Origin of the sequence: Streptomyces sp. NRRL F-6676, from assembly GCF_000725625.1 — a bacterium.
Classification (GTDB): Bacteria; Actinomycetota; Actinomycetes; order Streptomycetales; family Streptomycetaceae; genus Streptomyces.
Window position 1 is genome coordinate 18,947 of record NZ_JOHS01000064.1, and the last position, 24,545, is coordinate 43,491.

The window sequence follows — 24,545 nt, forward strand, 5'->3', positions numbered from 1 at the left end:
TTGACCGGACGTTGCCCGGAAAAAACAGTCCTTGACTTGGACAGGTCAATTGCATTATGCGGAGGTTACGTCCGCTATACGGACGGGTGCCCTGTGGGTGACCGTTCGCCGTCGACGGGCGCGTGGCATCGGCGTGTTGGCATAGTCCATGACTCCGTGCGCCCCCCGTGCACCGGCCCCCGGGGTGAGGGCACGCTTACCGCACGTTCCCCCGGGGCATGCCAGCGGAAGGGAGTCGACGGGCGGAAGTCGAGGGGCGGAACGCCGTACCGGTGACCGATCATCAGACTGACACCGTTGTCGCCCTGCGATTTACCGCGTGCCCGGCGGTGCGTCCTCCTCCGCTCCGCCGCCCCGCCACCACCACGACCGTTGTCCGCCATCTCTCCCCCAGCGCGAGAGGCACCGGGGGGAGAACCACCCCGAGGACTGACCATGCCTCGTCCGACCACCGCACAGCTCGTCTACGGATCCTGCACCGTGATCTTCTCCACACTCGCCATGCTGCTGCTGTCGCAGGCGAGTTCGGTGCTCGCGATCGCCCTGATCGCGGTCGCGGCGATGGTGCTGGGACTGCTCGTGGCGGTCACGGTGCCGGTGCCGGCGTCGTCGTCGCCGTCCTCCAGGAGGGCCGGCGGGTCCCCCGAGGCCGTGGGTGCGGGAGCCGGTGCGGTGCGGGAGCCGGCCAAGCCGTGAGATGCGCCGTGAGATGCGCCGTGGGTGTCATCTGTCGGTGCTGACCACCACCGTTTTGGCCGCCTTGTCGTGCAGGCCCTGTTTGTACGGGCGGTCGAAGAAGCTCCAGCCACCCGAGATCGCCGTCCAGACGCACGCGCAGCAGAACGCGAAGGGCAGCCACAGCACGGCCGCGCGCATGAGGTTGGCGGACACGGAGGGCGTGGCGCCGTTGCCGAGATCCGCGACCCTGAGGTGGAGCCACCTCTTGCCGAGGGTCTGGCCGGTGCGGCTGATCAGCACGGTGTCGTACGCCATGTAGAGCACGGCGGCGATGACGGACTGCCCGATCGACGCGCCGTAGTCGACGGTGCCGCCGTCCATGTCGTAGTCGTACTGGGTGGTGTGGAAGGCGTAGGAGAGCAGCCAGACGACGATGCCGACGAGGACGAGGTCGATGAGGCGCGCGAGCACGCGCCTGCCGCTGTCGGCGAGCGGCGGCATACCGGCGAGGGGGTCGGGGGCGGGTCCGTAGGGGCCACCGCCGTACGACCCGTATGGGTCCCCAGGGTCCCCCGGGTAGCCCGGGTGACCCGGGGGTCCTTGGCCGGGGGTGTCGTACGGGCTTCCCCCGGGCTGGTCGTAGGGGCTGCCGCCGGGTGGGGGTGGGTTACCGTACGGGGGTTTTCGGAGCGGGTCGTCGTCGGGGGGCGGCGGCGGTTCGGTGCTCATGGCCACGAGTCGACCGCGCGGGGCGAAGCGGCGCATCCGGCGGGGGCCCGTCCGGGGTACGGAGCGAAGACGTCCTCGTCCCTCGTCGTCCGAGAACTGGGCGGACCGCGGCCGCTGATCGCACCGTTACGTGAGGTCGATTACAGTTCCGCGCTACACCTTGGGCTTGCTCGATGGAACAGCGGGCTCCTCGAACGCCGTGCCCACGCGGTACATGAAAGAGGAAGTATGCGAAGACAAGACGAGAAGGCTGGGGAGAAGGAAACCCACGGAAGGTCGACGCGGCGGCCCGGTCACAGCATCTCGCGGTCCGGGACCACCACCGTCGCGGATGCGGCGCCGACCCTGTCGCATCCCACCGCGGCTTCCTTATCCACCCTGCAGCGGTCCGCGGGGAACGCCGCGGTGGCCACCGCCATGAAGAACGGTCAGTGGAACGCCGCTCCCGCGAGCGGGGCGCCATCAGCGGTTCAGCGGTCCTCTCGCTCCTCCTCCGAGCGCGAGAAGCTGACCTTCAAGGGCAAATTCGTTCGACAAGGAAACACACGCGGAAAAACCACCCGGAGTCGTGACAAGGTCCTCTACACCTACGACCTTGCACCGTGCGTCGCCGTGTGCGGATTCGACGGCGAGACGGCATTCATGATTCACAGCGACTCCACCGGCACCGGCGGATCAGGTAGCACCAGCCTCAAGGACGGCATCATCTCGCTTGTGGGCATGGGCACCGGAGCCGGGTGGACCCTTTCCCTCATCGGAGGTTCCGTACGGGGCTGTATGAGTTACCTTCAGTCGCGTTTTCCCGACGCCGTGTTCGAGGACCTCGGCGAAGCGGACGGCGCCTATCTCACCGGGGAGGGAGTGGTGGCGAAGACGAAGCGCCGACTCGCCCAGCGGTACGGGGTTGATTCAATCACCATCACGGAGTGAAACGGCGGGGGTGAATGGGGCCTCCCGAGCGACCATGGGTGAGAAAGCCATGGAGCATCAGGAGGCCCCTCGGCGCGACTCACGCCGCCACGAACGTGTGGGACGCCTTGTCGTGCCAGCACTGGCGCCAGGGGCGGTCGAAGAGGCACCAGGCGACGCCCACGACGCCGATCGCCAGCAGGCCCGGCACGCTGTAGACCAGCCAGCGGCGCAGTGCCGCGGCGAAGCTCGGCGGTTCGTGGGCCTCGATGTCCCGGACCTGAAGCCCGCACAGCTTCTTGCCCAGCGTGCGGCCCCACTTCGCCGTCGGCAGCGCCTCGTACAGCGCGCCGGCGATCAGCAGTACCGCCAGCACGATCCCGGCGTACACCGACGTCGTGCCGTCGAGCAGCCAGACCGTCACCGTCTCGCCGGACTGCTTCGCCGCGTCGATCTTGTCGTTGACGTGGTCGAGTGCCTTCGCTCCGAGGGGTACCGCCGCCGTGGCCGTGATCGCGCCGACGACCACCGTGTCGATCAGCCGGGCCAGCAGTCGCTTGCCCAGGCCCGCGGGTCTGGCCGCGGCCTGGTTGCGGACGAGTGCCTGGAACGGGTCCTCGACCACCGGCTTCCACGGCGCCACCGGCTCCCCGTCGGCTCCACCGGGCCCGCCGGCTCCACCGGCCAGTTGGTGCACCTGCTGTGCCCAGGAGGGCTGTCCGCCGCCGGGGCCCGTGGTCACGGGGGAGGGCGGGGGCGCGCTCTGGCTCTGTGCGGGTACCGCCGCCGCGGGCGGCTGCGCGGCGGGCGGGGTGGCTGCCCGCGCGGCGGGCGCCGCCGGTGTCGTCTGCTGTGGTGGGGGTGCCGGTGCCGCCACCGGGCCCTGTTGCGGTACCCGTCCCGCCGGTGCGTTCGGGTCCAGGCCGAGCGCCTGGCGCGCGGCCGACGCCGGGTCGGCGCCGCCGCCCGGCGTCTCCCCCGTCCTCACCTGACGGCGGAACACCATCGTGCCCTCGGGCCGCGCGTCCGCGCCCGGCCGCGGCTCCGGTTCCGCGGGCGGGATCGTCGCCGTATCGTCCGTGCGCGCCGCCCGGCCGTCCGGCTGGGCCTGCGGCGCGGACGTGTGCGGGACGCGCGGATCGGCGGCCCCCGGCGCGCCCCACGAGACCTGGCGGTCCCGGTCGCCGCCGAAGCCGGACTGCTGGGCGCGGTCGGCGCCCCACGCCGAGGCCGGCTCCGGCCGCCGCCCGTGCTGCGCGTCGGCGGCACCGGGACCGTCGGCGGCCTGCGGCTGCGAGGACGGCTGCGGCTGCGAGGTCGGCTGCGGCTGCGCGGCTTCGGCCGTGGGGCCGGCCGCCGACCCGCCGCCGCCCGCCTCCTCCTCGTCGAAGAAGTGCGGTCCCGTCTCCTCCACCTGCGCCGGAGCCGCGGGCGCGGGCACAGACGGTGCCGGAGCCGCCGGCCGCACGCCCGGTGGGGGCGCGAGCGGGCCGCCGTCCGTCGGGGCCGGGCGGCTGGTGCCCGGCACCCACGTCGCACCGTTCCAGTACCGGACGTAGCCGGGGATGGACGGGTCCGGGTAATACCCCTCGCGGGGCCTGTCGTCGCCGGGGGCCGGGGTGGGGGCACTCATGTCCGTCGTCCCGTATCTGCTCGAGGGGTCATCGGGGGCTCCACATCTCTATCAGAATCGGCGCACATGACACCCCGGTCCGGGTGGACCCGGCCCTTTACGGGCGACACCGCACACGCCCTTCTCACACCTGGACCACATCGGTCGGAATTTTTTCCCCCGACTCGCGTAATGCTTCCCACGCCCGGGTGCTCTCCCCCGTACGCGGACCCACCGCGGGCACGCGTACGACAGACACGCGCGGGAAGCGACGGGAAGAACGGCAAGAAGGGGAGCGCCGCATGGGGCAGCACGAACACATCACCGAGGTCGAGCGGGAACTGGAGCTGAGACTGGTCCTCTCCCCCGAGCGGAGCGTCCCCGTGGCCGCCCTGTTCGCCTACCGCACCGAGGACCCGTACGCCGTCCACCTCACCTTTCACATCGACTCCGTCCATCCGATCCACTGGACCTTCGCCCGGGACATCCTCATCGACGGGGTCTTCCGTCCCTCCGGCCACGGCGACGTACGGGTGTGGCCGGTGAAGACGGAGACCGACGGCCGGCTCGCGGCCCGCACCCTGATGCTCGCGCTCACCTCCCCCGACGGCGACGCCCTGCTCCAGGCCCCCGCCGCCCCCGTCGCCGCGTGGCTGGAGCGGACCCTGCGGATCGTGCCGCCGGGGTCGGAGGGCGACCGGCTCGGGCTGGACGACGACCTGTCCCAGCTGTTGACCTGAACCCATGCCTTCAGCGCCACCGGCCCGAGCCCGGGCACTCAGAACAGCTTGCCCGGGTTCAGGATGCCCAGGGGGTCGAACACCTGCTTGATCCCGCGCTGCATCTCCACTCCGACCGGGCCGAGTTCGCGGGCCAGCCACTCCTTCTTCAGTACGCCCACCCCGTGCTCCCCGGTGATCGTGCCGCCGAGGTCCAGGCCGAGCGCCATGATCTCGTCGAACGAGGCGCGGGCCCGCCGCGTCTCGTCGGGGTCGGCGGCGTCGAAGCAGACCACGGGGTGGGTGTTGCCGTCGCCCGCGTGGGCGCAGACGCCGATCGTCAGCCGGTGCCGTTCCGCGATGCGTTCGACGCCCTCGATCATGTCGCCGAGCCGGGAGCGGGGGACGCACACGTCGTCGATCATCGTCGTGCCGGTCGCCGCCTCCAGCGCGGGGAGCGCCATGCGCCGCGCCTGGAGCAGGAGTTCGGACTCGGCGGCGTCCTCCGCCGGGACGACGGCGGTGGCGCCCGCCGCCTCGCACAGTGCGCCGACGGCGGCGAGGTCGGCCGCCGGGTCGGGGGTGTCGAACGCGGCGAGCAGCAGGGCGCGCGTCGACTCGGGCAGGCCCATGCGGGTCATCGCGTTGACCGCCCGGACCGTCGTGGCGTCCATCAGTTCGAGGAGGGAGGGGACGTGGCCGCTCTCCATGATCCGGCACACGGCGTCGCTCGCGGCGGCCGAGGAGGAGAACTCGGCGGCGAGCGCGAGCTGCTCCGGCGGCTTCGGCTTCAGTGCCAGCACGGCCCGTACGACGACGCCGAGCGAGCCCTCGGAGCCGACGAAGAGGCGGGTGAGGTCGTAGCCGGCGACGCCCTTCGCGGTGCGGCGGCCGGTGTGCAGCAGGCGGCCGTCGGCGAGGACGACGTCCAGGCCGAGGACGTACTCGGCGGTCACGCCGTACTTGACGCAGCACAGGCCGCCGGAGGCGGTGCCGATGTTGCCGCCGATGGTGCAGCTCTCCCAGCTGGAGGGGTCCGGGGGGTAGTGGAGGCCGTGGGCGGCGACCGCGCGGGAGAGGGCGGCGTTGACGACGCCGGGTTCGACGACGGCGATGCGGTCGACGGGGTCGATCTCCAGGATGCGGTCCATCCGGACGAGTGACAGGACGAGGCAGCCGTCGGTGGCGTTGGCCGCGCCGGAGAGGCCGGTGCGGGCGCCCTGCGGGACGACGGGGACGCGGAGGTCGGTGGCGGTGCGGAGGGTGTGCTGGACCTGTTCGACGGTGCGGGGGAGGACGACGGCGGTGGGGGTGCCGGAGGGGCAGAAGCTCGCCATGTCGTGGGCGTAGGTGGTGGTGATGTCGGGGTCGGTGAGGATTGCCTCCGGCGGGAGGGCGGTTCGGAGGCGGGTGAGGAGGGTGGAGGTTGCTGTCGCTGCGTCGGGGGGTGTGTGGGTGCGGCTCATGATCCGAGGGTGGCATTGGGGGGTGGGGGTGTGAAGCCCCGGTGAGCGGGGGTTCGGGTGGGCTTTTCTCGCCCCCGCCGCCCCTACCCTTCCCGTCCCTTCAAGGGGCTCCGCCCCTTGGACCCCGGGGGGGGTGGGCTGTCGGGTGCGGGTGGGTGGGGGCTGGTCGCGCAGTTCCCCGCGCCCCTTCAGGGCGCGGTGGTGGTCGCGCTGTCGTGGCGGAGCCGCGCAGACGACACAGCCCCGCGCCCCTTAAGGGGCGCCCCCCTGGCGCCCCGGGCGCGCGGGGCCGCGCCCCCTGGCGCCCCCCTACTCCGCGTCCCTCGCCGCCTGTTCCACCAGGGGGATGATTCGCAGCGGGACCGGGTTCTCCATGACGATGGCTGTGGAGGCGCGGACTATGCCGTCGAGGGCCACCACGCGGTCGATGACGCGTTGGAGGTCCGCGTTGGAGCGGGCGACCAGGCGGCAGAGCATGTCGCCGCGGCCCGTGGTGGTGTGCAGTTCGAGTACCTCGGGGACGCTGGCCAGGTGCGTGCGGACGTCCGCGCCCTGGCCCTGGCGGATCTCCAGCGTGGCGAACGCGGTCACCGGATAGCCGAGCGCCGCCGGGTCCACCTCGGGGCCGAAGCCGCGTACGACCCCCCGCTCCCGCAGCCGGTCGAGGCGGGCCTGGGCCGTGCCGCGGGCCACGCCCAGCCGGCGCGACATCTCCAGCACCCCGATCCGCGGCTCGCGCGCCAGCAGGACGATGAGCCGGGCGTCCAGGCGGTCGATCGTCATATCCACCTCCCGGACATGGGCATCCTGTACAGATCGACGGCTTTCACGGGCCCCTCACTGGGCAGAGTGCCCAGCCGAAACGCAAACTATTGCGCACCTTGCGGATGCGGGAGAGCCTGCGAGTATGACGCAGACCACACACCACACTCCCGACACCGCACGGCAGGCAGACCCCTTCCCGGTCAAGGGAATGGACGCGGTCGTCTTCGCCGTGGGCAACGCCAAGCAGGCCGCGCACTACTACTCGACCGCCTTCGGCATGCGGCTGGTCGCCTACTCCGGACCGGAGAACGGCAGCCGTGAAACCGCGAGCTACGTGCTGGAGAACGGCTCCGCCCGGTTCGTCTTCACCTCCGTCGTCAAGCCGTCCTCCACCTGGGGCCACTTCCTCACCCAGCACGTGGACGACCACGGCGACGGCGTCGTCGACCTCGCCCTCACCGTCCCGGACGCCCGGGCCGCGCACGCGTACGCCGTCGCACACGGCGCCACCTCGGTCGCCGAGCCGTACGAGCTGAAGGACGAGCACGGCACGGTGGTGATCGCGGCGATCGCCACGTACGGCGAGACGCGGCACACGCTCGTCGAGCGGACCGGGTACGACGGCCCGTACCTGCCGGGGTACGTGGCGGCCGACCCGATCGTCGAGCCGCCGGCCCAGCGCACGTTCCAGGCGGTCGACCACTGCGTCGGCAACGTGGAGCTGGGCCGGATGAACGAGTGGGTCGAGTTCTACAACAAGGTCATGGGCTTCACGAACATGAAGGAGTTCGTGGGCGACGACATCGCGACCGAGTACAGCGCGCTGATGTCGAAGGTGGTGGCCGACGGGACGCTGAAGGTCAAGTTCCCGATCAACGAGCCCGCGATGGGCAAGAAGAAGTCGCAGATCGACGAGTATCTGGAGTTCTACGGCGGTCCCGGCGTCCAGCACATCGCGCTGGCCACCAACGACATCGTGCGGACGGTGCGCACGATGTCGGCGGCCGGGGTGGAGTTCCTGAACACGCCGGACTCGTACTACGACACGCTCGGCGAGTGGGCGGGCGAGACCCGGGTGCCGGTGGAGACCCTGCGCGAGCTGAAGATCCTCGTCGACCGGGACGAGGACGGGTATCTGTTGCAGATCTTCACCAAGCCGGTGCAGGACCGGCCGACGGTGTTCTTCGAACTCATCGAGCGGCACGGCTCGATGGGCTTCGGCAAGGGCAACTTCAAGGCGCTGTTCGAGGCGATCGAGCGGGAGCAGGAGAAGCGCGGCAATCTGTGACCCGCTGACGGCGGGTGACGAGGGGCTCGGTTCCGGTGGCTGAAAGGGTTCAGCAGCTGGGGACCGAGCCCTTGCCCTTCTCCAGGGCGACGAGGGCGGAGACCGCGCCCTTGAGGGTGGTGACCGGGACCAGCCGCAGCCCCTTGGGGAGGTCTGCGCTCGCGTCGGAGCACTCGGCCCTGGGCACCAGGAAGACGGTGGCGCCGTCGCGCCGGGCGGCCTGCGTCTTGAGGCCGACTCCGCCGACGGGGCCGACCTTGCCGCCGGCGTCGATCGTGCCCGTACCGGCGACGGTGCGGCCGCCGGTGAGGTCGCCGCCGCTGCCGTCGCCGTCGAGTTTGTCGATGATGCCGAGGGTGAAGAGCAGGCCGGCGCTGGGGCCGCCGACGTCGGCGAGTTTCAGCGTGACGTCGACGTCCGAGGCGGACTTGCCCAGATAGGCGAGGGCCGCCTTGGTGGCGTCGTCCTGGGACTCCTTCATCTCGGCGGTGTTGTGCTGCTCGATCTCCTTGACGTTGTCGCCGCTGGGGTAGACCGAGTCGCGCGGCATGACCGCCTGGTCGGTGCGGAACCAGCCGTCGAGCACGTCACCGAGCGAGATGTGCGCGTCGGGGCCGGTCGCCTCGATCGTCGTCATCCTCAGCTGCCCGGTGGTACGGCGGGTGGGCGCGCCGGTGATGGTGATGACCGGGTCGCCCTTGTTCTCGCCGAGGACGTTCGCGGTCATCCCGGGCTGCGCCAGGGAGAACGGCAGCGGCGCGAGGCCCGCCGTGGCGAGCAGGGCCACGACGGGCAGGGCACAGACGGCGAGGGCCCGGGGGCGTGTGAGGCGAGAGAGCACGGAGTCAATCTAACGTGACGCCGACGGACGGCCGCCCGGCCTCCCGCCCGGCCATCCCTCTTCCCGAGCATCCCTCTTCCCGAGCACCCCTCTTCCCCGAGCACCCCTCTTCCCCGAGCACCCCTCTTCCCCGAGCATCCCTCTTCCCCGAGCATCCCTCTTCCCCGAGCATCCCTCTTCCCCTGGCATCCGGAATGCCTCAGCGCAGGGCTTCGGCGACCTCGCGGGCGGCGTCGACGACGCGGGCGCCGACGCGCTCGGGCACCGCGTCCGCGAGCATGACCACGCCGACGCTGCCCTCGACGCCGGTGACGCCGATCAGCGGGGCCGCGGCGCCGCTCGCCCCGGCCTCCAGCTCGCCGTACGTGAGGGTGTAGCCGGGGTCGTCGGGCGGGGTGCGGCGGGCGGCGAGGATGGCGCGGCCGGCGGCGCCGCGGTCGAGGGGGTGGCGGAAGCCGGCGCGGTAGGCGACGTGGTAGTCGGTCCAGGTCGGCTCGACGACGGCGACGGCCAGTGCCTCCGTGCCGTCGACGAGGGTGAGGTGGGCGGTGGCGCCTATGTCCTCGGCGAGCGCGCGGAGCGCGGGCAGCGCGGCCTCCCGTACCAGCGGGTGCACCTGGCGGCCCAGGCGCAGCACGCCGAGGCCGACGCGGGCGCGGCCGCCGAGGTCGCGGCGGACGAGGGAGTGCTGTTCGAGGGTGGCGAGCAGCCGGTACACGACGGTCCGGTTGACGCCCAGTTTGGTGGAGAGTTCGGTGACGGTCAGCCCGTGGTCGGTGTCGGCGAGCAGTTTCAGGACCTTCAGGCCCCGATCGAGCGTCTGGGATGTCTCCGCGGTCACGACGCCCACTCCTTCAGTGGTGAGGTCGGCGGGCCTCCGCGCCGGCGGATGCGTCACCGATGTCCCGTCAGTGGCGCGCGTGAAGGCCGCCGATCGGCCGGCGGCCCGGTGGTTCCGGACCTCGAGTCGCTTCACGGCTGCGCTCCGCGGCGGCACTGCCACGGGGCGTGTGCGTAGCGGGACAGTAGCGAAGCGAGTTCGCTGAGCGGAAGCCTCCGTCCAGAATCCGGGCAGGGGCGAGTGGGGGGCGGGCGGGGTTTGCCCGCGTATGCCCACCCAAGGGCTCGGGGGCGAGGGGATGGTGGGCGGGTGCGGGAGCACGGGGGTCGCTCGCGCACCCCGCGGCGGAGCCGCGCGAAGGACACGTCCCGCGCCCCTTACGGGGCGGCCCCTACTTCATGCGGGTCGCCCATTCGCGGACCTTGGTGATGCGTTGGGTCAGTTGGCCGGCCGTGCATTCCGCGCTGGGGGGGCCGCCGCAGACGCGGCGGAGTTCGGTGTGGATGACGCCGTGCGGCTTCCCGCTCTGGTGGGCGTACGCGCCGACCAGCCCGTTCAGCTGCTTGCGCAGCTCCAGGAGTTCCTTGTGGGTGACCACGGGCCGCCGCTCCGCCGGCATCTCCAGCAGATCCGCCTCCTGGGCCGGTTTCTTCCGGCTGTGCGCGATCTGCCGTGCCTGCCGCTTCTGGAGCAGCAGTTCCACCTGGTCGGGTTCGAGCAGCCCGGGGATGCCGAGGTAGTCCTGCTCCTCCTCGCTCCCGGGATGGGCCTGCATCCCGAAGTCCGCTCCGTTGTACGTGACCCGGTCGAACACCGCGTCGGACTCCAGCGCCTCGAACGGCAGCATGTCCTGTTCGCCGGTGTCCTCGTCCTGCTCCCGGTTGGCCTCGTCCATCTCCTTCTCGGACTCGGCGTACGGGTCCTCCTCGCCGTGCTTCTTCGGCTTGTCGAGGACGTGGTCGCGCTCGCGCTCCATCTCGCCCGCGAAGGAGAGCAGGTCCGGCACGGTCGGCAGGAAGACGGAGGCGGTCTCGCCGCGCCGCCGGGACCGGACGAAACGGCCGACGGCCTGGGCGAAGAACAGCGGCGTCGAGATCGTCGTCGCGTACACGCCGACCGCGAGCCGGGGCACGTCCACGCCCTCGGACACCATGCGGACGGCGACCATCCACCGGTCGTCGCTCTGGCTGAACTCGTCGATGCGGTCGGAGGCCCCGCCGTCGTCCGACAGTACGAGGGTCGCCTTGTGGCCGGTGATCTCGCGGATCAGCTTCGCGTACGCGCGCGCGGAGTCCTGGTCGGAGGCGATGACGAGCGCGCCGGCGTCCGGAATGCCCTTGCGGACCTCGGACAGCCGCTGGTCGGCGGCGCGCAGCACGCTCGGCATCCATTCGCCGCGCGGATCGAGCGCGGTGCGCCAGGCCTGGCTGATCGCGTCCTTGGTCATCGGCTCGCCGAGCCGGGCCTCGATCTCGTCGCCCGCCTTGGTGCGCCAGCGCATGTTGCCGCTGTAGGAGAGGAAGATGACGGGCCGGACGACGCCGTCGGCGAGCGCGTTGCCGTACCCGTAGGTGTAGTCGGCGGCCGAGCGCCGGATGCCGTCCTGGCCCTCCTCGTACGCGACGAAGGGGATCGGGTTGGTGTCGGAGCGGAACGGTGTACCGGTGAGCGCGAGCCGCCGGGTGGCCGGTTCGAACGCCTCCAGGCATGCCTCGCCCCAGGACTTGGAGTCACCGGCGTGGTGGATCTCGTCGAGGATGACGAGCGTCTTGCGCTGCTCGACCCGGTTGCGGTGCAGCATCGGCCGTACGCCGACGCCCGCGTAGGTGACGGCGACGCCGTCGTACTCCCGGCCGAGCGGGCCCGCGCTGTACTCGGGGTCGAGCTTGATGCCTATGCGCGCGGCGGCCTCGGCCCACTGCTTCTTCAGGTGCTCGGTGGGCGCGACGACGGTGACCTGCTGCACGACGTGGTGGTGCAGCAGCCAGGAGGCGAGGGTGAGCGCGAAGGTCGTCTTGCCGGCGCCGGGGGTGGCGACGGCGAGGAAGTCGCGCGGCTGCTCCTGGATGTACCTGTCCATGGCCCCCTGCTGCCAGGCCCGCAGCTTGCCGGCGGTGCCCCAGGGGGCACGGCCGGGAAAGGCGGGCGAGAGGTGGTGCGAGGAGGCTGCGGGGGCGGGGGTGGTAGTCACGGTCTCCGGGGCGGGGTCGGGCGCGGGCACGGCAACCGGGCCACCCTACCGGGGGCGTGGCCCGGTCTCCCGGCCAACGATGCCGCCTCCCCTGCGACTGCGACACGCGTCACAGGGGAAGTGACGGCGACCTCAGCGTGCGAACTGCGGCAGCTGAGCAGCGATCTTGGGTACGTCCAGGGCACCCTGCGACACGTCCAGTACGAACTGTTCGGCTTCGTCCACGTCGAAGTCCGGGTCCAGTGGATATCCGTTCATGTGGAGGAAGACCCACGTCGCGTACCAGGCGGTGCGCTTGTTCCCGTCCACGAGAGCGTGATTGCGGGCGAGGGATTCCATCAGCGCCGCGGCCTTCTGCCACACGTCCGGGTAGGCGTCCTGGCCGAAGACACTCGACTGGGGACGTGCCAGGGCGGAGTCCAGGAGCCCGTAGTCGCGCACCTCGGCGGCCCCGAGCCGCTTCGAGAGGTTCAGCAACTCGGGGAGCGTGAGGTAGTACATCAGGCGAGCCTCCGGTTCAGCTCGGCGCTGGCCCGGAGTACGTGATCGGCGGCCTCGTTGAACAGCCGTGAGTGCTCGTTTATGGCTGCGATCACCGCATCGTGAGCGAAGGTCTGCATGCTGCGCCCCTCGGCGGCCGCGCGTTCGCGGAGGGCGTCGAGTTCTTCGTCGGTGAAGCGAAGGTTCAGTCCGGCCATGTCCGCATGGTACCGCGCGGTACCGCATGGTGTCAGCGCAGCGGCGCCCGCAACCGCCCCGCCACCCACGCCCCCGCCAGGGCCACCGCCGCCATCGGCAGGAACACCGCGGCGAAGGCGGCCGGGTGGGCGCCGGTCGTCGTCGCGTCGGCGGCCGTGTGCGCGACCGTGCCGCCGCCGAGGGCGGCGAAGGCCGCTCCCCCGGCGGCCAGCAGCAGCACACTGCTGAGCCCGTCGGAGATTTGCAGCGCCGCGCTGTTCGTGCCCGCCTCCTCCGGCGCGGACAGCTTCAGCAGCAGCACGCTGGTGGAGGAGATCACCAGCCCCATCCCGAAGCATCCGAACGCCCAGGCCACCGCCACCGTCCAGGCGGGCACGCCGTCGACGAGGACGCTCGGGGCGGTCGCGACGGCCGCCGCGACCAGCGCCATCCCCACCGTGACCAGCCGCTCCCGGTACCGCTCCAGACGCGGCCGGGACTGCACCCAGGAGCCGATCGCCCATGTCCCGCCGCCCGCCGCGAGCGAGAACCCGGCGAGCGTCGGCGACAGGCCCCGCTGGGTGACCAGCATCAGCGGCACGAACGACTCGGCCGCCATGAAGGAGCCGGCCGCGACCCCGCGCAGCAGCACCACGGAGGGCAGTCCGCGGGCGGCCCGCCAGGTGCCGTGCGGCAGCAGTCCGCGCGCGGCCGGTACGAGCAGGCCGACGCCGGCGAGGGCGGGCAGGAGCGAGAGCCACCGCAGGTCCTGCGCGGCGTACTGCAACAGCCCGGCGCCGAGCGAGATGGCGAGGGCCAGCCGCAGCCGGCGCCGGCCGGACGCCTTGGACTCGGCCACCGTCGCCGACGCGCCCTCGGCCGGGCCGCCCGCCCGGCGGCGTATCTGCGGCAGGGCGAGCGCCAGCGGCAGTACCACCAGCACGGGTATCCCGATGAACACCCAGCGCCAGCCGAGCTGTTCGGTGACCGCCCCGGCGGCCAGCGGACCGACGATCGACGGCACCACCCACCCCGCCGCGAACGCCGCCATGATGGCCGGCCGCAACGGCTCCGGATACGCCCGCCCCACGACCACGTACAGCGCGACGATCACCAGCCCGCCGCCGAGCCCCTGCACGGCCCGGCCCAGAATGAACGTCCACATCGCCCCTGCGGTCCCGGACAGCAGCAGCCCGGCCGCGAAGCCGGCGATGCCGGTGGTCAGCGGGCCGAGCGGACCGCGCCGGTCGGCCCACTGCCCGGCGAGCACCATGCCGAACAGGCTGGTGGTGAAGTACCCGGAGAACGCGAACGCGTACAGCGACACCCCGTGCAGCTCCCGGGCGGCCACCGGCATCGCCGTCCCCACCGCCGTCGCCTCGAAGGCGATCAGCAGGACGACGGAGACGATGCCGATGCTCAGCGCCCGGTACGGCCCGCTCAGCACGCCCCCGGCGGCGACGGGCGGGGGCGGCGGGGTGGTGGTCGGTACGGCGTCGGCGACATCGGCGTCGCGCGGGTCGAGGGCGCTCATGCGGCCAGAGTAAGGGGCGTCACCGACAATGACCCCTGTCGGAGGGCGGTGCTCCCGTCCGACCATGGTCCTAGGGCTGCCCTCCCGCCGCTTTGTGAACGGCACATGGCAGTCCCGTTGCACGGCCCCCGGTTCCCTTGAGCCCGTCCGACGCGTCCCCGTACCGTCGAGACACCAGGGCGGAACGAGTGAGCCGTGCCGCCTCTGCTTGGCCGTGTGCCCGAGTGGTTCAGGGATTCGCCTGCAAAGCGAATTACGCGGGTTCGATTCCCGCCACGGCCTCCACATCCCCGGGGATTCGCCTGCGCAGCATCCATCAGCGGACTCCGTCCGCAGGGAATTACGCGGGTCCGATCCCCGCCACGGCCTCCACACCCCCAGGGGATTCGCCTGCGCAGCATCCATCAGCGGACTCCGTCCGCGCATCCATCAGCGGACTCCGTCCGCGGGGAATTACGCGGGTTCGATTCCCGCCACGGCCTCCGGCGCACGCCTCACCGCGAGGGGCGCGCCAGGGCCTGTCCGACAATTCCCGTCTGCCGGGCGACGCCGTGCGCGCGCTACGGCTTCGCGCTCTTCACCAGGCCCAGCCTCAGCAGGCTCTCCGCCGTGGCGACGATCGCCTCCTCCGGCGGGCGGGGGCGCCAGCCCAGTACGTCGCGGGCCTTGTCGGCGTTCGCCCCCCTCACCAGGCCCAGGTCCGGCACGAAGCCACGCAGGGTGGCGTCCAGGCGGGAGGCCAGGCGTACCAGCGTGTCGGGTATGCGGCGGGTGGGGACGCGGGCGGCGGGCGGCCCGAGGCGGTCCCGGAGGACATGGGCGACGTCGGCCACCCACATCGGCCCGCCCGACGAGCCGAGGAACCGCTCGCCCCGGGCGGCCGGGTCGGTCATGGCGCGCAGATGGAGGTCGGCGAGGTCGCGGGCGTCGGCGAAGCAGAAGGACAGGCGGGGCACGCCCGGCAGATCACGGTCGAGCAGGCGCTGGACCAGCGTGATGGACGTCGAGTAGTCGGGGCCGAAGACCGGTCCGAGCACGCCGACCGGGTTGATCACGGACAGTTCGAGCCCGTCCCCCTCGCGCTCCACGAAGTCCCACGCCGCCCGCTCGGCGAGCGTCTTGGACTTCGCGTACGCCGAGATGTGCGCGCCGTCGAGGTTGCTCCAGTCCCGCTCGGTGTACGTCCGCTCCCATTCGGCATGGCCGTAGCTGATCGACGCGAAGGACGAGGTCAGCACCGTTCTGCGGACCCCCGCGTCGCGCGCGGCGCGCAGCACGCGCAGGGTGCCGTCACGGGCCGGAACGATCAGTTCGTCCTCGTGCTGCGGCACGGTCGCCGGGTAGGGGGAGGCGACGTGCAGGACGTAGGCGCAGTCCTTCGCCGCGGCCGCCCACCCCTCGTCGGACGTGAGGTCGGCGACCACCACATCGAGCGCCTCCCCCGGCTCGGCGCCGGCCGTGCGCAGCATCTCCCGGACCGTCTCTTCCTGCGCGGGCCGGCGGACGGTCGTGCGCACCCGATGCCCGGCTTCGAGCAGTCGCAGGACGCAGTGCACCCCCAGGAATCCCGAGCCGCCGGTGACCAGCACCGTCTCACCGCTCATGGCCTCGTTCGTCCCCTCATTCGCACCGCTCGTCTCACCGCTCATGACGCCTCACTCCCTGCTCGCGCACGGCTGTTCGCATATCCGAGTCGCCGGTCCACGTTTTCGGTCCCGCTCGACGGTAGCACCTTAATGACCGCGCGGTCATGTTTTTCTGACCGAGTGGTCATGTTCGTGCCGTCCTCCTACAATGACGGCGTGCCCACACCTCCTGCCGACGACCCGCGCCCCGACTCCACACCGGTGACCCCGAAGGGCCGCAGCACCAAGGAGTCCCTGCTCAGGGCGGGAGAGGCGGTCGCCGAGCGGGACGGGCTCGGCGGGCTGAGCGTGGCGGCCGTCGCGGCGCAGGCGGGCGTCGCCAAGGGGACCTTCTACGTGTACTTCCCCGACCGGAACGCGTTCGTCGACGCCCTCCACCAGCGCTTCTACGAGCAGATCGGCAACGCCGTGGCCGCCGCCACCGCCGGGCTCGCACCCGGCCGGGAGTTCCTCCTCGCCGCGCTCGACGCCTATCTCGACGCGTGCCTCGCCCACCCGGGCGTCAAGGCACTCGGCTTCGAGGCGAGAGCGCGGGACGAACTCACGGCCACGATGACCGACCGCGTGGCGCGGCTCATCGGCCTCGCGGAGCCGAGCGTGCGCGCGATGGGCCTGACTCCGGCGTCGATCAGCACCCGTCTGATCATGGCGCTCGGCTCGGAGGCCGCCCTCGTCGAACTGGAGGCGGGTCACACCGTCCCCGCCGCTCGCGAGACCGTCCGCGCCCTGCTGAACGGCGTGGACCGGACCCACGTCGGCTGACCGGCGCCGCGCACGGCCGTGTGCGCCGGGGGCCCGCCCGGGGCGGCGGGTCAGGCGTACGCCCGGCGGACCGCCGAGGTGCGGCGGTCTCGGTGCAGGAGCCAGATGGTGACCATGAGCGTGGACAGGTCGGCCGTCAGCGGGTGCGGGGCGGGGTCCGGGCTGCGCCAGCACCGCACCTCGCCCGTGGCGCCGTCGAGGACCAGCTCCGTGCCGGGCAGCAGGGTGCCCAGGCGTATCAGGCGGTCGGCCAGGTACGGGAGTTGACGGGGCGCCGGGGCCGGCCCGAAGTGCCCGTGCTCCGCCGCGTACTCGGCGTGTTCCGTGAGCGTCGGCAGCGGGACGTCCGTGTCCAGTTCGAAGCCGTAGCCCCGCTCGGGCAGGCCGACCTCGCGCAGGAAGCGGCGGGTCGGTTCGTGCGTGAGCGTGGCCGGGAAGTCGACGTCCTCGAAGCGGACGATCGCGCCCGCGCCGAACGCGTCGTCCAGAAAGCGGTCCGGAAGGTCCAGGGCGAGTCCGCCCGGCCGGCCGGGGCGGCCCGTCGGCCACCGGCGCGTCTCCGTGCGCGCCCGGACCGCCGTCCACGGCGGCAGCTGCTCCGCCGCCGTGTCCGCCGTCCCCTTCGGGCAGATCGTGTTCATCGCTTCCCCCGTGCACCGTGGCCCGTGTCCTGCTGCACCTCGCCGCATGCCGTCGAGCGGCGAGGCGGCCCACATCCCCCGCGGGCCTCCCCGACACGAAAAACCATACGCCGCCCCACTGACAACGGCCCGCACAACGCACGGCCGGAAGGCCCCAACAGGCCGATTCGGCACGTGAATTGGGGCACACCGGGGTGGGTGCACCGAGCGTCGCCGGGGTCCCGGCCGCGGACGCCGACTCAGGTGAAGCAGACCCCGACCGCGGACAGCCGGCTCAGGTGAAGCAGACCCGGCCGCAGACGCCGACTCAGGCGAAGTAGCCCCGACCGCGGACGCCGACTCAGGTGAAGTAGACCCCGCCCGCCACCACGACCACCGCGGCGAGGACGAACACCAGGATCCACAGCAGCAGCTTGCCCATGCTCGGCGGCGGCTCGTACCGCTCCCCGGGCGCCGCACCGGAAGGGGCGTCCGAGACGTCCGGGACCGCGTCCGACCCCGCCTCCCGCTCCGTCACGACGTCACCACCGCCGCCTGCGGCCGGATCGGCAGGCGGTTGACCGGGCGGCCCGTCGCCGCGCGCACCGCCGAGGCGACGGCCGCCGGGGAGGTCACCACCGGCACCGCGCTGACCGACTTGGCGCCGAACGGGGCCACCACGTCCCGCTCCTCGACCAGCTTCACGATCTTGATGTCGGGGACGTCGAGGGCGGTCGGCAGCGCGTACCCCGTGAGGTCCGGGTGACGCACGACCCCGCGCGCGGTGCGCAGGTTCTCCGTGAGCGCCACGCCCACGCCCTGCGTGACGCCCGCCTCGATGCGCGCGGCGAGCTGCGCCGGGTTGAGGACGCGGCCCACGTCCTGGGCGAGCGCCAGTTCGACCACCCGTACCGAGCCGAGCTCGATGTCGACGTCGACCACCGCGCGGATCGCGCAGAACGCGAGCCCCACGAAGGCGTCGCCCTGGCCGAAGCCGTCCAGCGGCTCGGTCGGGTGCGGGCGGCACTGGGCGGTGGCCCACAGTTCCTTGCCGTCCAGCGCCTCGGTGACGGTGGTCGACAGGACGCCGTCGTACGAGGTGATCTTGCCGTCGGTGATCTGGAGCAGCTCGGTGGACATGCCGAACTTGTGTGCGAGCGGTTGGAGGAGCTGGGTGCGGACCATCTTCGCGGCCCGTTCCACCGCCCCGCCCGACACCCAGGTGTGCCGGCCCCGGGCCCCGCCGCCCGCGGGCGGCTGGTCGGTGTCGACGGGGGCCACGTGCACCTCGTCGATCCCGAGCGTCTCCTGGACGATCTGCCGGGCCAGCGTGCTGAAGCCCTGCCCCGTCTCGACGGCCGCGCACAGCACGGTCGCCACCCCGTCCTGGACCTTCACCGTGGCGGTCGAGACCTCGTCGGTGCCCTCCGCGCCGAGCATGTGCACCATGCCCAGGCCGTAGCCGACGCCCCGGCGGATCGCGCCGGGCTCGCCCGCGCCCTCGGGGCCGCCCGGGAGCAGCCACTCGTCGGCGGGGGTGTCCTTGGGCAGCGGCGGCAGCGGGAAGTCCCGTACCGCCTGGAGGAGTTCGGCGACCGGCGCCGGGCAGGTCACGGTCTGCCCGGTGGGCAGCACGTCGCCGGTGGCCAGCACGTTGCGCAGCCGCAGCTCGGCCGGGTCGACGCCGAGTTTCTTGGCCAGCTTGTCCATCTGGGCCTCGTAGGCGGCGCACACCTGCATGGCGCCCTCGCCGCGTACATGCCCGGAGGGCGGGTTGTTGGTGCGCACCGCCCAGCCCTCGATGAAGGCGTGCGGGACGACGTAGGGGCCGCAGGCGAAGGAGACGGCGGCGGCCAGGGCCTCGGCGGAGGTGTCGGCGTAGGCGCCCGCGTCGAGCAGGATCTGCGCCTCGACCTTGACGAGTCTGCCCTCGCCGTCGGCGTGGTGGCGGTAGCGCAGCAGGGTGGGGTGGCGGTGGACGTGGCCGAGGAAGGACTCCTCGCGCGTGGCGGTGAGTTTGACCGGGCAGCCGGTCTTCAGCGCGAGCAGGCCGAGCGGGAGCTGGAAGCCCTGGTCCTCGCGGTCGGCGGTGGCGCCCGGCACCCCGGTGACGACGATCTTCACCTGATCGGGTGGCAGGCCGTAGCAGGCGGCGGCCGCGTCGCGGTCGGCGTGCGGGTCGGTGGAGGCGAGGTACAGCTCGACGCCGCCGTCGGGGCGCGGCACGGCGAGTCCGGCCTCGGCGCCGATGGGGGCGGGGTCCTGGCGGCCGATCCGGTACAGGCCCTCGACGACGATGTCACCGGCCGCCTCCGGGTCGCCGTGGCGCAGCGGGATGTGCCGGATCAGATTGCCGTCCGGGTGCAGCGGCTCGGCCTCGAACGCCTGCTCGGGGTCGGTGACCGGGTCGAGCACCTCGTACTCGACGATGACGGCGGCGGCGGCCATCCGCGCGGTGTCCGGGTGGTCGGCGGCGACGGCGGCGAGCGGCTCCCCGTGGTGGCGTACGACCTCGGAGGCGAACACCGGGCGGTCGGCGCGGCCCCGGCCGTGCAGCGGGGTGCCGGGCACGTCCTCGTGGGTGAGGACGGCGCGCACGCCGGGCATCTCGCGCGCGTGGCTGGTGTCGATGGACACCACGCGCGCGTGCGGGTGCGGGGAGCGCAGTACGGCCGCCCACAGCAGGCCCTCGGCCCACAGGTCGGCCGCGTACGGGAAGGTGCCCTCCGTCTTGGCGCGGGCGTCGGCGCTCGGCAGGGACACACCGATGCCGTGCGGCAGCGGCTCGGGGGCGGGTACGGCCGCCGCGGTGGGCGCGGTGGCGGCTTCGTTGCTCAACGCTGGCCTCCGTCCTGGCCGTACGACTGATCGTGGTGGACGCTGCCCGCGCCGGGGCCCGCCTGGTGCGGGATGAGCGGCTCGCCGGGCCCGGCCTCGTCGCCCGTCCCGCCGTCGGCCTCGTCCTCGGCCGCGCCGAGGGCCTCGCGCTCGGCGACGACCTCCCGTACGGCGTCGAGTACGCCCCGGTAGCCGGAGCAGCGGCACAGGTTGCCGCAGAGCGCCTGACGGGTCTCCAGGTCGGTGGGGTCCGGGTTGCCCTCCAGGAGGTCGTGCACGGTCATCGCCATGCCGGGCACGCAGAAGCCGCACTGCACGGCCCCGCACCGGGCGAGCGCCCGCTGCACGTCGGAGGGCTGCCCGTCGACGGCGAGCCCCTCCACGGTGCGCACCTCGGTGCCGGCGGCGGTGACCGAGGGCACCAGGCAGGAGGCGACGAGCCGGCCGTCCACCTGGACGTTGCACGCCCCGCACTCGCCCTCGGAGCAGCCGTCCTTGGCGCCCGCGAGGCCCAGGCGCTCGCGCAGCACGTAGAGCAGCGATTCACCGATCCAGGCGTCGGTGACGGGGCGGTCGGTGCCGTTCACCCGCAGGACGTACGAGACGAGGGGGTGCTCGTCGGGAAGGGACGTGGGCGCCTCGCCGACGCGGGCGGCGTCCTCCTGGGTGCCGTCCGGGGCGTCCGCCTCCTGGGGCGCGTCGGCGTCCTGGGGTGCGGGCTCGTCCCCGGGCTGCGGGGCGGGGTCCTCGGCGGAAGGCCGCTCCTGGGGCGGGTCCGCCTCCTGGGGCCGATCCGCCTCTTCAGGAGCCTCGTCGCCCTCAGGGGCGTCCTCGGGGGTCGCTGCGGGCGGTTCGGCGTCCGGGGCGTGCTCCTCGACGGGGGCGCGGCCGTCGTCGGCACCGGCGGCCGGTTCCGGTCCGGCGGCGTACGGGTCCGGGTGGGCGGGGTCCCCGTGGGCGGCATAGGGGGCCGTGCCGGGGCGGTTCCCGGCGTACGGGTCGTGCGCGCCGGGGCGTGCGGGGCCGGTGGGCGTGGACGGGCCCTGGGCGGCCTCGGGGGCCTCCGGGGTACTCGCGTGACCCTCCGGCGCGTACGGCCCGTCGAACGGGCCGCCAGGGGCCTCGGCGGGCCGCTCCTCGGAACCCGGGGGCGCCCAGGGCGCGGCGGCACCGCCGGGCAGGGTCGGCGGCGGGGTGCCGCCCCACTGCTCGACCAGCGACGACGTGGTGAACTCGCCCGACTCGTCCGGCAGATCGCCCCCGGCGACGGGGATCGACCACTCGCCGGTGACGTCGTGACCGGGGCCGGCGTCGCCCGGCGCGGCGCCCGGGTGCGCGGGCTCCTCGAAGGTCCACTGCCCGGTGGACTGCGGGTGGTAGGCGAACCCGTGGCCCGACGTGTCACCGCCCGCCGGACCCTGGCGGGGATCGTGACGGGGGTCCTGACGGGGATCGTGGTGCGGGTTCCCGTACGGGTCCTGGTGGGCCGGCTGCGCGTGCCGCGGGTACCCCGGGTCCGTGCCGGGGGCCGCGTCGGGCCAGCCCGTGCCCCCGGCGGGGACGCCCCAGCCGCCGGGCGCACCGTGGGCGGCGCCGTCGACGGGATCGCCCTGCTGCGGGGTCGGCGTGATGGACGGCGGCACATAGCCGTGACCGGGCGCGGCGAGCGGGGTGTGCGAGGCGAGCAGGGCGTCGATGCCGCCCTCGGGGAGCTGGACGAAGGTGGTGGCACCGTCGTCGTAGTCCCCCTGGGGCAGCCGCTCCCAGGAGCCGCGGGGGGCCTCCGGGCGCGGGTCCTCCCCGTGCTGGTCGTCGGTCACGACAGCGCCCTCCCCAGTGCTCGTCGGGCCAGCGCGGCGACGGTGCGCCGCAGGTGCAGTACGGCGGGCGGCAGCTGCTCCACCGTGCCGTCCTCGGCCGGGACGGCGTCGGGGATGCAGGCCGCGGCGACGTAGTCCCCGAAGGCGGTCAGCGCCTCCGGGACGATCGTGCGGTTGTTGTCCCAGTCGATGAGCTGGGCGACCCAGTGCTCGGCGTCCAGGGGGCGCAGCGGCATCGGCGCTATGGCGCCCACCGCGCAGCGCACCCCGCGCCGGGCGGGATCGAGGACCAGGGCCACGGAGGCGACGGCCCGGCCGGGGCCGGTGCGCCCGGTGGCCTTGAGGAAGACCTGGGGGGCGTGCAGCAGCGGCACGCGCACGTAGCCGATGAGTTCGCCCCCGCGCAGCATCTCCATGCCGGCGAGGAGGTGCGAGACCGGGATCTCGCGGCGGGCGCCGCCCGGTCCGGCGATGACGAGCGTCGCCTCCAGGGCGGCCAGTACGGGCAGCGCGTCCCCGGTGGGGGCGGCGGAGGCGATGTTGCCGCCGAGCGTGCCCGCGTTGCGGATGTGCGGGGGGCCGGCCGCGCGGGCCGCCGCCGCGAGGGCGGGGATGAGCGCGGCGAAGTCGGGGCGGCCCATGCGGGCGTGGGTGAGGCCGGCACCGAGGAGTGCGTGGCCGTCCTGGTACTGCCAGCCGCGGATCTCGCTGATGCGGCCCAGGCCGACGAGGGCGGCGGGGCGCAACTGCCCGGAGTTGACCGCCGCCATGAGGTCCGTGCCGCCCGCCACGGGCACTGCGGCGGGCGTGGCGGCGAGTGCCGCCACGGCCTCGTCCAGTGACCCGGGCAGCGTCACGGCCTGCGCCGTCTGCGGTGCGTGCGTGGTCAAACCGGCTGCCCCTTCCCGCTGCCCCACCTGGTCCTGCCTGTGCTGCCGTACGGTACGTGCCGACAGGGCGGACGTGGCAACTCTGGCACATCTTCGCGGGGGGCGGATGCGGGGGTCCGCTAGGGGGTGTTCGCCCTCCCGGCGGGGGTTGCGCGTGGTTTGGGCGGTCATTACGGGTCGGGGCGGGTTGGGGTCGTTTGGTGGGGTTGGGCGGGTGTGGCGGGGGTGGGGGCCGTGGGGCGGACGGTAGGTGATACCGAGGGCGTCCAGGCGGGGGTAGTGGGACTTCATGCGGGTGGTGAAGTCGGCGAAGTCCCGGGCGGCGGGCGGGGGAAGGGGTGACCAGACGGCCTCGGCGAAGGCGGCCAGGCGCGGGAACACCTGGTAGTCGACGCGTCCCTGGTCCTCCATCACCTCGGTCCAGACGTTGGCCTGGGCGCCGAGGACGTGCCCGGCCTCGTCCGGGGTGAGCTCCGGTGGAACGGGGTCGAAGCGGTAGACGTCCTCCAGGGTGCGGACGAAGCCGATGGGCACGGGCTCGTCGGGGCCCGGGTCCTGACGGTGGTCCAGGTAGACCTCCGTCTCCGGGCACATGACGACGTCGTGGCCCGCGCGCGCGGCCGTGACACCGCCCTCGTAGCCGCGCCAGGACGACACCGCCGCGCCGGGTGCGAGGCCGCCCTCCAGGATCTCGTCCCAGCCGATGAGGCGGCGGCCGCGTGCGGCCAGCCAGGCGTCGAAGTGCCGGATGAACCATGCCTGGAGCCCGTCCTCGCCGGCCAGGCCCAGTTCCTTGATGCGGGCCTGCGCGGTGGGTGAGTCGCGCCACTGGTCCTTGGGGCACTCGTCGCCGCCGATGTGGAAGAAGGACGAGAACCCCGCGAACCCCGCGGGCCCTGAGCCCCCTGAGCCCTCTGAGCCCTCTGAGCCCCCTGAGAACGCGGTCGCGTCCGGCGGGAACAGGTCCAGGACCTCCTCGAACACCTCTTCGTAGAAGCGGAGGGTGGTGTCAGTGGGGGCGAGTACGTTGTGAGAGATGCCCCAGTTGTCCCAGACGGCGAGGGAGGAGGTGTCGACGACGTCCGTGTTGCCGAGTTCGGGGTACGCGGCGATGGCGGCCTGGGAGTGACCCGGTATGTCGATCTCGGGGACGACGGAGATGTGCCGGGCGGCGGCGTACGCGACGATCTCGCGGATGTCGTCCTGCGTGTAGAAACCGCCGTGCGGTTTGTCCTCCCACAGGGGTGACGCGCGGTGGCCGAATTTGGTACGGGCCCGCCAGGAGCCGACCTCGGTGAGGCGGGGGTGGCGGCGGATCTCGATGCGCCAGCCCTGGTCGTCCGTGAGGTGGAGGTGGAGGACGTTGAGCTTGTGCGCGGCCATCAGGTCGAGGTAGCGCAGGACGCCGTCCTTGGGCATGAAGTGCCGGGCCACGTCCAGCATGAGGCCGCGCCAGCGGAAGCGGGGGCTGTCGTGGAGGGTGACGGCCGGGACGGGCCACTCCCGGCGGGGGGTGACGGGGGCGCGGCGGAAGGCCTCGGGGCCGAGGAGCTGACGCAGGGTCTGGGCGGCATGGAAGAGGCCGGGTTCCGCGGCGGCAGTGAGCGTGACGGAGTGGGGGGTGGTGGTGAGGCGGTAGCCCTCCGGGCCGCCGAGTTCCTCTGCGAGGTGGGGGGTGAGGGCGAGGCGGACGCGGGTGCGGGCGGGGGTGCCGGGGG

Annotated in this window: 21 protein-coding genes, 1 tRNA gene and 1 pseudogene; 6 read left to right on the top strand and 17 right to left on the bottom strand. The window is 73.1% G+C overall.

Going from position 1 to position 24,545, the window contains the following annotated elements:
* The first annotated feature begins 435 nt into the window (after positions 1-435).
* Positions 436-696 carry a hypothetical protein gene (locus IO29_RS37075; RefSeq protein WP_078618530.1) on the top strand — a complete coding sequence of 87 codons (261 nt, stop codon included), beginning with the start codon at positions 436-438 and terminating at the stop codon, positions 694-696.
* A gap of 27 nt (positions 697-723) precedes the next feature.
* Here IO29_RS37075 and IO29_RS27675 read toward each other — a convergent pair whose 3' ends face one another.
* Entirely contained in the window at positions 724-1,407 is a 684-nt protein-coding gene (locus tag IO29_RS27675) for an RDD family protein (RefSeq protein ID WP_078618531.1), read from the bottom strand.
* A 405-nt stretch (positions 1,408-1,812) separates the two neighbouring features.
* On the opposite strand from IO29_RS27675, the gene IO29_RS38665 reads away from it, so the two are divergent.
* Positions 1,813-2,337 (top strand): hypothetical protein, encoded by a 525-nt coding sequence (locus IO29_RS38665; protein ID WP_158709349.1) that lies wholly within the window; start codon positions 1,813-1,815, stop codon positions 2,335-2,337.
* Positions 2,338-2,416: 79 nt separating this feature from the next.
* Here IO29_RS38665 and IO29_RS27685 read toward each other — a convergent pair whose 3' ends face one another.
* Positions 2,417-3,949 (bottom strand): RDD family protein, encoded by a 1,533-nt coding sequence (locus tag IO29_RS27685; RefSeq protein ID WP_030382802.1) that lies wholly within the window; start codon positions 3,947-3,949, stop codon positions 2,417-2,419.
* Between the two features lie 281 nt (positions 3,950-4,230).
* Here IO29_RS27685 and IO29_RS27690 point away from each other — a divergent pair, with 281 nt between their 5' ends.
* Positions 4,231-4,668 (top strand): SsgA family sporulation/cell division regulator, encoded by a 438-nt coding sequence (locus IO29_RS27690; protein WP_030382803.1) that lies wholly within the window; start codon positions 4,231-4,233, stop codon positions 4,666-4,668.
* A 38-nt stretch (positions 4,669-4,706) separates the two neighbouring features.
* On the opposite strand, the gene IO29_RS27695 is transcribed toward IO29_RS27690, so the two are convergent.
* Positions 4,707-6,113 carry an FAD-binding oxidoreductase gene (locus IO29_RS27695; protein WP_030382804.1) on the bottom strand — a complete coding sequence of 469 codons (1,407 nt, stop codon included), beginning with the start codon at positions 6,111-6,113 and terminating at the stop codon, positions 4,707-4,709.
* A 309-nt stretch (positions 6,114-6,422) separates the two neighbouring features.
* Positions 6,423-6,896 (bottom strand): Lrp/AsnC family transcriptional regulator, encoded by a 474-nt coding sequence (locus IO29_RS27700; RefSeq protein ID WP_030383405.1) that lies wholly within the window; start codon positions 6,894-6,896, stop codon positions 6,423-6,425.
* Positions 6,897-7,020: 124 nt separating this feature from the next.
* On the opposite strand from IO29_RS27700, the gene hppD reads away from it, so the two are divergent.
* Positions 7,021-8,166, top strand: coding sequence for a 4-hydroxyphenylpyruvate dioxygenase (gene hppD, locus IO29_RS27705; RefSeq protein ID WP_030383404.1), 1,146 nt, complete (start codon positions 7,021-7,023; stop codon positions 8,164-8,166).
* 49 nt (positions 8,167-8,215) lie between these two features.
* Here hppD and IO29_RS27710 read toward each other — a convergent pair whose 3' ends face one another.
* From IO29_RS27710 to IO29_RS27735, 6 genes are all read right to left on the bottom strand, one after another.
* Positions 8,216-9,007 carry a S16 family serine protease gene (locus IO29_RS27710; protein WP_030383403.1) on the bottom strand — a complete coding sequence of 264 codons (792 nt, stop codon included), beginning with the start codon at positions 9,005-9,007 and terminating at the stop codon, positions 8,216-8,218.
* Positions 9,008-9,206: 199 nt separating this feature from the next.
* Positions 9,207-9,848, bottom strand: a complete 642-nt coding sequence (locus tag IO29_RS27715; RefSeq protein ID WP_030383402.1) for an IclR family transcriptional regulator — start codon at positions 9,846-9,848, stop codon at positions 9,207-9,209.
* A gap of 391 nt (positions 9,849-10,239) precedes the next feature.
* Positions 10,240-12,039, bottom strand: coding sequence for a DEAD/DEAH box helicase (locus tag IO29_RS27720; protein WP_030383401.1), 1,800 nt, complete (start codon positions 12,037-12,039; stop codon positions 10,240-10,242).
* 132 nt (positions 12,040-12,171) lie between these two features.
* Positions 12,172-12,540, bottom strand: a complete 369-nt coding sequence (locus IO29_RS27725) for a type II toxin-antitoxin system death-on-curing family toxin (RefSeq protein ID WP_030383400.1) — start codon at positions 12,538-12,540, stop codon at positions 12,172-12,174.
* The gene (locus IO29_RS27730) at positions 12,540-12,737 is read right to left on the bottom strand and encodes a hypothetical protein (protein ID WP_030383399.1); all 198 of its coding nucleotides are present in this window, start codon (positions 12,735-12,737) and stop codon (positions 12,540-12,542) included. Before IO29_RS27730 ends, IO29_RS27725 begins: the two co-directional genes overlap by 1 nt.
* Before the next feature lie 32 nt (positions 12,738-12,769).
* A complete protein-coding gene (locus IO29_RS27735; RefSeq protein WP_030383398.1) occupies positions 12,770-14,251 on the bottom strand; it encodes an MFS transporter in 1,482 nt (493 codons plus the stop codon).
* Between the two features lie 210 nt (positions 14,252-14,461).
* Between IO29_RS27735 and IO29_RS27740 the strand changes: the two genes are divergently transcribed.
* Positions 14,462-14,536, top strand: a tRNA-Cys gene (locus IO29_RS27740).
* Between the two features lie 275 nt (positions 14,537-14,811).
* Here the strand turns inward: IO29_RS27740 and IO29_RS27745 are convergent.
* Positions 14,812-15,900 carry an SDR family oxidoreductase gene (locus tag IO29_RS27745; protein WP_234307710.1) on the bottom strand — a complete coding sequence of 363 codons (1,089 nt, stop codon included), beginning with the start codon at positions 15,898-15,900 and terminating at the stop codon, positions 14,812-14,814.
* Between the two features lie 153 nt (positions 15,901-16,053).
* Here IO29_RS27745 and IO29_RS37080 point away from each other — a divergent pair, with 153 nt between their 5' ends.
* Positions 16,054-16,659 (top strand): TetR/AcrR family transcriptional regulator, encoded by a 606-nt coding sequence (locus tag IO29_RS37080; RefSeq protein WP_158709350.1) that lies wholly within the window; start codon positions 16,054-16,056, stop codon positions 16,657-16,659.
* Between the two features lie 50 nt (positions 16,660-16,709).
* On the opposite strand, the gene IO29_RS27755 is transcribed toward IO29_RS37080, so the two are convergent.
* From IO29_RS27755 to IO29_RS39730, 6 genes and pseudogenes are all read right to left on the bottom strand, one after another.
* Positions 16,710-17,300, bottom strand: a complete 591-nt coding sequence (locus IO29_RS27755; protein ID WP_030383395.1) for an SUKH-4 family immunity protein — start codon at positions 17,298-17,300, stop codon at positions 16,710-16,712.
* A 340-nt stretch (positions 17,301-17,640) separates the two neighbouring features.
* Positions 17,641-17,817, bottom strand: a complete 177-nt coding sequence (locus IO29_RS38670) for a hypothetical protein (RefSeq protein ID WP_158709351.1) — start codon at positions 17,815-17,817, stop codon at positions 17,641-17,643.
* Positions 17,814-20,117, bottom strand: coding sequence for a xanthine dehydrogenase family protein molybdopterin-binding subunit (locus tag IO29_RS27760; protein ID WP_030383394.1), 2,304 nt, complete (start codon positions 20,115-20,117; stop codon positions 17,814-17,816). Before IO29_RS27760 ends, IO29_RS38670 begins: the two co-directional genes overlap by 4 nt.
* Positions 20,114-21,937 (bottom strand): 2Fe-2S iron-sulfur cluster-binding protein, encoded by a 1,824-nt coding sequence (locus IO29_RS27765; RefSeq protein WP_030383393.1) that lies wholly within the window; start codon positions 21,935-21,937, stop codon positions 20,114-20,116. The genes IO29_RS27760 and IO29_RS27765 overlap by 4 nt, the downstream gene beginning before the upstream one ends.
* Complete coding sequence (locus IO29_RS39725) at positions 21,934-22,998, bottom strand: FAD binding domain-containing protein (protein ID WP_234316394.1); 1,065 nt, start codon at positions 22,996-22,998, stop codon at positions 21,934-21,936. The genes IO29_RS27765 and IO29_RS39725 overlap by 4 nt, the downstream gene beginning before the upstream one ends.
* Before the next feature lie 36 nt (positions 22,999-23,034).
* Positions 23,035-24,545 (bottom strand): annotated as a pseudogene (locus tag IO29_RS39730) (beta-N-acetylhexosaminidase); the annotation flags it as partial.

Excerpts from the sequence above, each read along its gene's own strand:
- IO29_RS37075 (WP_078618530.1), top strand. The coding sequence starts at position 436 with ATGCCTCGTCCGACCACCGCACAGCTCGTCTACGGATCCTGCACCGTG.
- IO29_RS27675 (WP_078618531.1), bottom strand. The coding sequence starts at position 1,407 with ATGAGCACCGAACCGCCGCCGCCCCCCGACGACGACCCGCTCCGAAAA.
- IO29_RS27685 (WP_030382802.1), bottom strand. The coding sequence starts at position 3,949 with ATGAGTGCCCCCACCCCGGCCCCCGGCGACGACAGGCCCCGCGAGGGG.
- IO29_RS27690 (WP_030382803.1), top strand. The coding sequence starts at position 4,231 with ATGGGGCAGCACGAACACATCACCGAGGTCGAGCGGGAACTGGAGCTG.
- IO29_RS27695 (WP_030382804.1), bottom strand. The coding sequence starts at position 6,113 with ATGAGCCGCACCCACACACCCCCCGACGCAGCGACAGCAACCTCCACC.
- IO29_RS27700 (WP_030383405.1), bottom strand. The coding sequence starts at position 6,896 with ATGACGATCGACCGCCTGGACGCCCGGCTCATCGTCCTGCTGGCGCGC.
- hppD (WP_030383404.1), top strand. The coding sequence starts at position 7,021 with ATGACGCAGACCACACACCACACTCCCGACACCGCACGGCAGGCAGAC.
- IO29_RS27725 (WP_030383400.1), bottom strand. The coding sequence starts at position 12,540 with ATGTACTACCTCACGCTCCCCGAGTTGCTGAACCTCTCGAAGCGGCTC.
- IO29_RS27730 (WP_030383399.1), bottom strand. The coding sequence starts at position 12,737 with ATGGCCGGACTGAACCTTCGCTTCACCGACGAAGAACTCGACGCCCTC.
- IO29_RS27735 (WP_030383398.1), bottom strand. The coding sequence starts at position 14,251 with ATGAGCGCCCTCGACCCGCGCGACGCCGATGTCGCCGACGCCGTACCG.
- IO29_RS27745 (WP_234307710.1), bottom strand. The coding sequence starts at position 15,900 with ATGAGCGGTGAGACGAGCGGTGCGAATGAGGGGACGAACGAGGCCATG.
- IO29_RS27755 (WP_030383395.1), bottom strand. The coding sequence starts at position 17,300 with ATGAACACGATCTGCCCGAAGGGGACGGCGGACACGGCGGCGGAGCAG.
- IO29_RS39725 (WP_234316394.1), bottom strand. The coding sequence starts at position 22,998 with ATGACCGCCCAAACCACGCGCAACCCCCGCCGGGAGGGCGAACACCCC.